Below are 8,582 nucleotides of genomic sequence, written 5' to 3' on the forward strand. Positions count from 1 at the left end.
CGAGACACCGCCGACGGCGACGCCGCCCGCGCGCTCGGCGCCCACCCCGTCCGCCTCGACGTCACCGATCAGGCGAGCGTCGACTCCGCCATCGCCTCCCTGCCCGGGCTCGACGTGCTCGTCAACAACGCCGGCGTGCTCGGCACCTCGTTCGGCGTCGACGACCTCACCCCGGAGGCGATGGCGGGCGTCCTCGAGACGAACGTCGTCGGCATCGTCCGCGTCACACAGGCCGCGCTCCCGCTGCCGCAGGCCTCCGCGGCCCCGGTCGTCGTGAACGTGGCGTCCGGAGTCGGCTGGCCGCGCTGGCTGAGCACCGAGGGCCACGACGAGTTCCCCGTCACCGCGATCCCCTACGCGGCATCGAAGGCGGCGGTCGTCGCGCTCACCGTGCAGTACGCGAAGAACCTGCCGGCGATGCGGATCAACGCGAGCGACCCCGGCTACACCGCGACCGACTTCAACGGACACGGCGGGCACCAGACCGTCACCGAGGGCACGGACGCGACCGTCGCGCTCGCCCTGCTCGGCTCCGACGGGCCGACGGGCGAGTTCCACGACCGGCGCGGGCGCATCGAGTACTGAGCGGCGGGGAGGGCGGGCGCGGCCGGGCGGGGGCGGCCGGACGCCGGCCCGGACCCGGCAGGCGTCCACGTGCCCGTTCGAGGAGCCGCTGCCCCGAGCCCGGCGTGCGTCAACGCGCCCGTTCGAGAAGATCCCGGCCCGACCCGACGTGCGTCCGCGTGCGCCCGAGACGCGGTGAGGTCCCCGAACCCGCCCTCGGCGCACCGGCCAGCACATGGTGATGAGGTGTCCTGTCTGCGCGGTCACCGGTCCTCGGTGCTGGGCTGTGAGTGACGGCTGGAGCCGGGACGCTGCCCACCGCGTGACAGAGGGCCGGATGAACCGCCGGCCCGACGGTGCGTGCTCGCTCCGGTGCGCCTACCGACTCACCGCGTCTCCTGTCAGCTCTGCAGCTCGACCCCCCAGTTCGTCCTCTGGACGTCGGCGTCGAGCCCGCGCAGCTCGCGCGCCACGGCGTCCGCCTGCTCGCGCAGCTCCCGCACCGGCAGCGCGGGCAGGCGGCGCAGCTCGCTCCGGAGCTGGCGGTAGGCGCGCTCGCCGGCGGCCGCGTCGGCCGCGCGGGTCAGGAGGCTGTGCCGGGCGCGCAGGGCCTCGCGCCGGGCGAGCGCCGCGGTCAGCACCTCGCCGGTGGGAGTGGTCGCCGTCGCGTTGGTGAGGTTGATCGCCGTGACCAGCCGCTCGAGCTCGCCCAGTGCGCGCGTGCAGTCGGCGAGCAGCTCGGCCGGGTCCTCGGTCGGCTCCTCCCCCTCCTGGTAGGAGGCGTTCGCGACGATCCGCGACTGGAGGGCCTCGATCCGCTTCTGCAGGTCGGCCCGCTCGAGGAGTGCTTCGGCGAGAGTCATGCGACCAGGCAAGCACACATCGACGCGACCCGCGCCCCTAGGCTGCGACCGTGCCGCTGCAGAACCATCCCGGAGACGTCGAGTTCCCCGTCCGACCCCGGCTGCGCTACGCGCGGGCGGCCGATGCGCACCGGCGCGGTCAGGGCGCCGGACGCCGCGCGCTCCTGGTGACCGCCTTCGCGGCTCCGGTGGGCCTGGTCGGCTTCGCGTGGGGGCTCGCGCTCGGCGGCGGCGAGAGCGTCGTCGCGTTCACGGCGTTCGCGTTCGCTCTGGCCTTCGGGCTGCTCGCCGCCACGGTCGGCTTCCAGCAGTGGGATGCGCGCGCGCCGCGCCGCGAGCAGCTCGCGTACCTCGGCGCGGCCGGCTCGCCGACCCCGTCCCTCCGCCAGCAGCAGCTGCTCGCGCTCGACGCGGTCAGCGACTTCTCGTTCGCCGGCTGGAACTCCTCCCTCGCGTTCCAGCCCTCCTGGGCCGAGCTCCCGGAGGAGCTGCGGCGCCGCTACGCCGACGGAGCGAAGGGGGCGCCGTGGCAGCAGCTGCCGCTGCATCCGCTCGTCGAGCACCGGGTCGCGCTCGACCGCGACTTCCGCATCGCCTCGGCCGACGACGTCGAGCTGCTGGTCGCCGACGTGCTCACCCGCGGGCCGCTCTCGACCCGCTTCGCCGAGGTCTCGGCCTCCGGCGACGCCGAGCGGATGCGCTCCCGGGTCGCCGCGCTCACGGGCGGCAGCGAGTTCCACCTCCTCGAGCTCGCCCAGGCGGTCGACGGGCGTCCGCCGCTCCTCCTGCTCGCGGGCGACGCCGAGCGCACGATCGGCGCGATCCGCTACGCCTACGTCGCCGGCTACCTCCCGGCGGCGCGCGCCTGGGAGCTGCTGGCCGCGGTCGGCGACCGCGTCTTCGAGCGCTACTCCGGCTGGGACGCCTACTGGGCCGACGCGGCCCTCGCCATCGCCTTCCGCACCGACTCCCTCGGCGCGGTGCAGCACCACCATCGGCTGCGCGCGGAGCTCGCGGCCTCGGGGTGGCCGGCGGCGTCGGTGCCGTACCCGGGCTGAGCGCGGGGCGGCTGCGGAGACGGTGCCTCCGAGCCGGAGCGTCCGGACCGGAGGCGCGCTCCCGCGCGGTGACCTCCCTCGCCCACGGGGCTGTCGACGCGGAGAGAGCTGCGGCCCCGGCGTCAGCCAAACTTCGAGGCGGGCACCGTCTCGAGGTGGAGCAGGTCGCGGCGCAGGCGCTGCGAGCGGACGTAGCTGCTCAGCACGTGCTCGGGCGAGGGCGGGGAGTCGCTCCCGCCGAGGAGGGCGCGCGCGGTCGTGAGGCGTGCGCGGCGGATCTCGTCGAACACGGTGGTGCCGTTCCGCGCGAAGGTGCGCTGCAGCGTCCGCTTCGGGACGCCGAGGCGCTCGCAGATCTCCTGGACCGAGAGGCGGGGGTCGGTGGACATCGCGGCGATCAGGGCGAGGGCGCGCGTGTAGACGTCCTCGCTGCTCTCGCGCGGCAGCGAGGTCGCCAGCACAGCGCCCGCCAGCTGCTCGACGGCGGCCCGCACCAGGGGGAAGGCGGGGGAGTCGGCGTCGAGGGTGGAGCCGAAGGTCGCGTTGACGGTCGAGAGCAGGATGCCGCGGCTGGCCGCGTCGGCCTCGGTGACGACGGCGCCGCGGTCGGCCGAGTCGACCAGGCCCAGCAGCGGGCGGTCGAGGGCGATCTCGGTGCGGGCGCTCGGGGTGTCGGTCACGATCGTGAACGGGGAGTCGCAGTGGAGGAAGGCGATGTCGCCCGGCGCGACGCGGACCTCGAGTGCCGCCGGATCGTCCGGCTGGATCACGATCGCGCCCTCGAGCGGGATGATCAGGCGGACGCCCGGGCCGATGGCGGAGGTGCGGTGCAGGCGGGCCGGCGAGTGCCAGATCCGGAGCACGTCGACGCCGTCGCTGCAGAGGGTGTCGGCCACGATGCGGAACGCGCCGTTCGCGCGGACGTCGACGCCGCTCTGCGCCAGCCACGCGGCCGCCGCGGTGTCCCGGCGGGACACCCCGCGATCGACGATCGGTCGGCTGCCTTCTGCGATTCCCCTCACGGCGGAGTCCTTTCCTCTGGCGCGTCCTCCGTACGACGCGATCCCTCTACCCTGGCCGATCCGGGCCGGTGGTGAGAAGTCTTCATGCGATCGCGTCGTCGCTCACCTCCACCGCAAGGTGTCGGATCCCGCCATCGGGGGGCGGAACCTGACCTCCGGGGTGCGCCTCGGATCGACGTGGATCTCGAGCGCGGCGACGTCGGTGAAGGGCCGGTCGTCGCTCGTGCGGCCCCGCAGGACGATGGAGTGGCGGAGCGTCCGGGGCGCCCTCAGCGGCGCGATCGTGTAGTGCGCGACGGCCACGAATCCCGCTCCCGGGGCGACCCGCTCGGGCCGGCCGACCACGGTGACCGGGGCCTCGTCGTAGTCGAGCTCGGCGCCCGAGCCGTCGGTGAAGGAGCCGCAGAACAGGGCGAGGTCGTGCAGGGCGGCGGTGCCGGAGTTGTGGAACTGCATCCAGAAGGTGATCACGGCGACGGAGCCGCGGGCGGGCGCGAGCCGCACCGCGCTGCCGTCGAGGACGAGGTGCGGGGGCGCATCGAGCGTCGGAGCTCCGAGCATCAGCCGCGCCGCCTGACGCCCCCCGCCGGTGCGGCCACCGGTTGCGCTGCGCGTCCCGCCAGCTGCAGGAGGCCGCACGCGGCGACCACTCCGACGAGGGCGGCCGCCCAGCTCAGGTCCTGCTGGTCGAACTCCCGGAGGTGCGCCAGGACGCCCGTGAATCCGAGGATCCCCTGGGCCGCGGCGACGGTGGCGAAGGCGAGCAGCGCGGCCGTGGCGGCGACCGCGGCCGGGGCGGGCGGGTCGCCCTCCGAGTCCTGGGCGAAGCGGCGGACGGCGTGCGCGAGGGCGAGTGCGCAGAGGGCTGCGGCGACGAGGGCGGCCGCGGTGTAGGCCGGGCCGGCGGCCAGCAGGAGGAGGGCGCCGACGACGACCCGCAGGCAGGCCGGGAGGACGCCGGGAGCGCTGCATCCGCGCGCGCCCGGGCCTCCGCCGAGGGCCGCGGCGCGGGCGCGGGACTCCTCGAGGCGCCTCCGGACGCCATGAGGACCAGTGGCGCGGAGCAGGGCGGTCGCGCCCGAGGCGAGCAGCGCGACGCCGACGAGCAGGGGGAAGACGAGGGCGGCGGCGGGCAGGGCGGGGGCGGCGTCGGCAGGGGTCATCGGGTCTCCTTCGGGGCGGGGACGGGGCGCGGCACCTCGATGATCCGTCCTCGCGGAGCGCCTCGGGAGGCCGGGCGCGAACGCTCACGAGGCAGGCGCGCCAGAACGTCAGAACGCGCCAGTGGACCGTGCCGCCGAGCTGTGCCAACGGCACCGCGGAACGTGCCACGCGCCTCCGCGTGCCCGCTGCGCGCTGTTTCGAGACGGCCTACGCTCACCGGATGGACGAGGTGCGGGACGCGTACGGCGCGCGGGCGGAGGAGTACGCGGCGCTGCTCGGATCGGTCGACGCGGGGCCCGCGGCCGATCGCGAGCTGATCGGGTCGTGGGCCGACGGGCTGGGGGGCACGGTCGCCGATGTGGGCTGCGGGCCCGGGCACTGGACGGAGTTCCTCCGGCGCCGCGGAGCCGCCGCGGTCGGCGTCGACCCGGTGCCGGAGTTCGTCGCGCTGGCTCGAGCGCGGTTCCCGGACGTCCCGTTCCGGCTCGGCTCGGCGCTCGAGCTCGACGTCGACGGCCTCGGGGGCGTTCTCGCGTGGTACTCGCTCATCCACCTGCCGCCGGCGGAGCTGCCCGGCGCGGTCGCGGCGCTCGCCGCGCACCTCCGACCGGGCGGAAGCCTGCTGATCGGCTTCTTCGAAGGGCCGCGCTCGGAGGCGTTCGCGCACGCCGTCGCACCGGCGTGGTTTCACCCGCTCACCGAGATGCGCGCGCTCGCCGAGCAGGCCGGCCTCGAGGTGACCCACTCGCTCCACCGCAGCGCCCCCGGCGTCCGCGACCACGGCGAGCTGATCGCCGTCCGCCCCCGCTGACGCCGAGCTGATCGCCTGCCTGTGATCCGGACGCCGCCGACGCCGCGCTGGTTCCGCGCTGACGGCACCCGCTCCCGCTGGTCACCGGCGGCCGTCGTCCCGGCCCACCGCATCCCCTCGAGACACCACCGCCCCGCCGGGACGCCGCCGTCTCAGCGGTGCTGCGGCGGTCCCGGCGGTGTCCCGGCGGACGAGGGCCGCCGCGCCTAGAGGCGGTCGGCGCGCCACTCCGTGGGGATCTCCTCGCCGCGGCGGAACGCCTCCTCCTCGCGCTCGCGCAGCTCGACGCGGCGGATCTTGCCCGAGATCGTCTTGGGCAGGGGGTGGAACTCGAGGCGCCGCACCCGCTCGAAGGAGGAGAGCAGCTCGCGGGTGTGGGCGAAGATCGCGCTCGCCGTCTCGGCGGTCGGCTCCCAGCCCTCGGCGAGAGTGACGTACGCCTTCACCACGCTGTGGCGCACCTCGTCCGGAGCCGGCACCACCGCGGACTCGGCGACGGCGGGGTGCTGCAGCAGCACGCTCTCGACCTCGAACGGCGAGATCTTGAAGTCGGAGGACTTGAAGATGTCGTCGGTGCGGCCGACGAAGGTGATCGTGCCGTCGACCGCGCGGACCGCCACGTCGCCGGTGTGGAAGTAGCCGTCGGCGCGGGCGCGCTCGGTGCGGTCCTCGTCGCCGAGGTAGCCGCACATCAGGTTGACGGGCTCGACGGAGAGGTCGAGGCAGATCTCACCGGTGGAGGCGGGCTCGCCGGTCAGCGGATCGACGAGGGCGATGGCGACGCCGGGCAGCGCGCGGCCCATCGCTCCGGGGACCACGGGGGCGCCGGGCGGGTTCGCGATGATCGCGGTGGTCTCGGTCTGGCCGTAGCCGTCGCGGATGGTGAGTCCCCACTCCCGCTCGACGGTCGCGATGACCTCGGGGTTGAGCGGCTCGCCCGCCGAGAGGATCTCGGTCAGCGCGCGCGGCTTCGCTCCCAGCGCCGACTGGATCAGCATCCGCCACACGGTCGGCGGCGCGCAGAACGTGGTGACCTCGGCCCGGTCGAGCTGCTGGTGCAGAGCGGTGGGGGAGAAGCGGCTGTAGTTGTAGACGAACACCGTCGCCTCGGCGTTCCACGGCGCGAAGAAGCAGCTCCACGCGTGCTTGCCCCAGCCCGGCGAGCTGATCGCCATGTGCACGTCGCCCGGCTGGACGCCGAGCCAGTACATCGTGCTGAGGTGCCCCACGGGGTACGACTCGTGCGTGTGCACGACCATCTTGGGCTTCGAGGTGGTGCCGGAGGTGAAGTAGATCAGGCACGGATCGGAGCTCTGGACGACCACGGTCGGGCTGATGCCGAAGGGCTCGAGCGAGTCGGCGTAGTCGAGCCAGCCCTCGACGGCGCCGCCGACCGCGATGCGGCCGAAGCCGCCCTCCATCTCGTCGAACTTGGCTGTCTCGGAGGCGTCCGCGATGACGTGCGCGACCTCGCCGCGCTCGAGGCGGTCGGCCAGATCGGCGGGTGAGAGCAGGGTCGTCGTGGGGAGGATGACCGCGCCGAGCTTCATGATCGCGAGCATCGACTCCCACAGCTCGAGGCGGTTGCCGAGCATGAGCATCACGTGATCGCCCTGCTCGACGCCGACCGAGTGGAGCCAGGCGGCGACCTCGTCGGAGCGCCAGCGCATCCGGTCGAAGGAGTACTTCTCCTCGGAGCCGTCCTCCTCCACGATCCAGAGGGCGGGGCGCTCGTTGCCGATGGCGATCGCGTCGAACCAGTCCACCGCCCAGTTGAAGCGGGGCCCGACGTCCGGCCACTGGAAGGCCTCGTTCGCGGCGACCGCATCGGTGCGGTGCTGCAGGAGGGTGTCGCGGGCGGCGCGGAAGCTCCCGGTGGGGTTCATGCATGTCTCCGTAGCGGTCGAGGTCCGGCCGCTGGCGGGACCGACCCCCATTCTGCTCCCGCCGCGGTGCCGGGTGCTGCGCGACGGAGGCCCGGTGGGGACGCACGTCGGAGGGAGCACCTGTGGAGGAGCGGCCGAGTCCGTCCCACGAACGACACGGCGTCAGCGGAGGGAGCGGAGGGCTCGCCCGCCGCAGCAGGCGCTCCCTCCGCTCCCTCCGCGGGACCTCAGTACTTGATGGACTGACCGCCGTCGATCGGGAGGACGGTCGCGTTCACGTAGGAGGCGTCGTCCGAGAGGAGGAAGGCGACGACCGAGGCGATCTCGTCGGCCTCGCCGTAGCGCTTGGTCGGGTTGACCTGGATGAACTCCTCGGCCGCCTTGCGCGGGTTCTGCGGGTCGAGCTGCTTCATCGAGTTCTCGACCATCGGGGTCCAGATGGCCCCGGGCGCGATCGCGTTGATGCGGATGCCGAACTCGCCGTACTCGATCGCGGAGTTGCGGGTGAGGCCGACGACGCCGTGCTTGGCGGCCGCGTAGCCGGACTGGTTGCCGATCGCGGTGATGCCGCCGACGCTCGCGGTGTTGACGATCATGCCCGAGCCCTGCTCGCGCATCACCTTCAGCACCTTCTCCAGGCCGAGGAACACGCCGCGCAGGTTGATCGCGACGACCTTGTCGAACTCGTCGGCCGTGAAGTCCTCGGTGAGGTTCTGGCGGCCCTCGATGCCGGCGTTGTTGAAGAAGCCGTCGATGCGGCCGAACGCTTCGAGGGTGCGCGCGACGTAGGCGTCCACGTCCGCCTCCTTCGACACGTCGGCGAGGACGGTGATCGACTCGGTGCCCTCGGGCAGAACGTCGACCGTGGCGGCGAGGCCCTGCTCGGAGATGTCGACGAGGGCGAGCTTCGCGCCCTCCTGGGCGAGGCGGACGGCGGCAGCGCGGCCCAGGCCGGATCCACCTCCGGTGATGAGGACGACGCGGTCGGTGAAGCGGGTGCTGGTGGTGGTCATGACGACTCCTGCTCGAAGAGGGATGGGCTCGGAGGCCGTGCGGTCGGCGAGTCCGTATCCATGCGTCTGCATGCAATTGACTTCACGATACGCCACAGGTGTCGGTTGAGTCTGAGTGCGCGGTCAGGGATGGAGTGATCCGGGCTGCGGGCGCCCGCAGCCCGGATCACTCCATCCCTGACCGCGCACTCAGACTCAACC

9 protein-coding genes are annotated in these 8,582 nt (G+C 73.9%); 3 read left to right on the plus strand and 6 right to left on the minus strand.

What is annotated here, in order from left to right; all coding sequences use genetic code 11:
* A partial coding sequence (locus C5C82_RS16350) for an SDR family NAD(P)-dependent oxidoreductase (RefSeq protein WP_104355386.1) occupies window positions 1-585 on the plus strand: 585 nt, incomplete at its 5' end.
* A gap of 380 nt (window positions 586-965) precedes the next feature.
* On the opposite strand, the gene C5C82_RS16355 is transcribed toward C5C82_RS16350, so the two are convergent.
* Complete coding sequence (locus C5C82_RS16355) at window positions 966-1,427, minus strand: DIP1984 family protein (protein WP_104355387.1); 462 nt, start codon at window positions 1,425-1,427, stop codon at window positions 966-968.
* A gap of 50 nt (window positions 1,428-1,477) precedes the next feature.
* Here C5C82_RS16355 and C5C82_RS16360 point away from each other — a divergent pair, with 50 nt between their 5' ends.
* Entirely contained in the window at window positions 1,478-2,485 is a 1,008-nt protein-coding gene (locus C5C82_RS16360; RefSeq protein ID WP_104325638.1) for a DUF1266 domain-containing protein, read from the plus strand.
* A 122-nt stretch (window positions 2,486-2,607) separates the two neighbouring features.
* Here C5C82_RS16360 and C5C82_RS16365 read toward each other — a convergent pair whose 3' ends face one another.
* From C5C82_RS16365 to C5C82_RS16375, 3 genes are all read right to left on the minus strand, one after another.
* Complete coding sequence (locus C5C82_RS16365) at window positions 2,608-3,462, minus strand: helix-turn-helix domain-containing protein (protein ID WP_146086021.1); 855 nt, start codon at window positions 3,460-3,462, stop codon at window positions 2,608-2,610.
* Between the two features lie 147 nt (window positions 3,463-3,609).
* Window positions 3,610-4,068 carry a hypothetical protein gene (locus tag C5C82_RS16370; protein WP_104355389.1) on the minus strand — a complete coding sequence of 153 codons (459 nt, stop codon included), beginning with the start codon at window positions 4,066-4,068 and terminating at the stop codon, window positions 3,610-3,612.
* On the minus strand, window positions 4,068-4,670 hold the full coding sequence (locus C5C82_RS16375) for a hypothetical protein (protein WP_104355390.1): 603 nt from the start codon (window positions 4,668-4,670) through the stop codon (window positions 4,068-4,070). The genes C5C82_RS16370 and C5C82_RS16375 overlap by 1 nt, the downstream gene beginning before the upstream one ends.
* Before the next feature lie 221 nt (window positions 4,671-4,891).
* Here C5C82_RS16375 and C5C82_RS16380 point away from each other — a divergent pair, with 221 nt between their 5' ends.
* Window positions 4,892-5,482 carry a trans-aconitate 2-methyltransferase gene (locus C5C82_RS16380; protein WP_104325636.1) on the plus strand — a complete coding sequence of 197 codons (591 nt, stop codon included), beginning with the start codon at window positions 4,892-4,894 and terminating at the stop codon, window positions 5,480-5,482.
* A 206-nt stretch (window positions 5,483-5,688) separates the two neighbouring features.
* On the opposite strand, the gene C5C82_RS16385 is transcribed toward C5C82_RS16380, so the two are convergent.
* Window positions 5,689-7,368: an AMP-binding protein gene (locus C5C82_RS16385; RefSeq protein WP_104355391.1), complete on the minus strand. Its 1,680-nt coding sequence runs from the start codon at window positions 7,366-7,368 to the stop codon at window positions 5,689-5,691.
* Window positions 7,369-7,595: 227 nt separating this feature from the next.
* Window positions 7,596-8,381, minus strand: coding sequence for a glucose 1-dehydrogenase (locus C5C82_RS16390; RefSeq protein WP_258066165.1), 786 nt, complete (start codon window positions 8,379-8,381; stop codon window positions 7,596-7,598).
* Between the last annotated feature and the right edge of the window lie 201 nt (window positions 8,382-8,582).

Origin of the sequence: Rathayibacter sp. AY1D5, from assembly GCF_002932515.1 — a bacterium.
GTDB lineage: Bacteria > Actinomycetota > Actinomycetes > Actinomycetales > Microbacteriaceae > Rathayibacter.

Bases quoted from the DNA above. Each gene is read 5' to 3' on its own strand.
- C5C82_RS16380 (WP_104325636.1), top strand. From the start codon at position 4,892: ATGGACGAGGTGCGGGACGCGTACGGCGCGCGGGCGGAGGAGTACGCG.
- C5C82_RS16370 (WP_104355389.1), bottom strand. From the start codon at position 4,068: ATGCTCGGAGCTCCGACGCTCGATGCGCCCCCGCACCTCGTCCTCGAC.
- C5C82_RS16390 (WP_258066165.1), bottom strand. From the start codon at position 8,381: ATGACCACCACCAGCACCCGCTTCACCGACCGCGTCGTCCTCATCACC.
- C5C82_RS16375 (WP_104355390.1), bottom strand. From the start codon at position 4,670: ATGACCCCTGCCGACGCCGCCCCCGCCCTGCCCGCCGCCGCCCTCGTC.
- C5C82_RS16385 (WP_104355391.1), bottom strand. From the start codon at position 7,368: ATGAACCCCACCGGGAGCTTCCGCGCCGCCCGCGACACCCTCCTGCAG.
- C5C82_RS16355 (WP_104355387.1), bottom strand. From the start codon at position 1,427: ATGACTCTCGCCGAAGCACTCCTCGAGCGGGCCGACCTGCAGAAGCGG.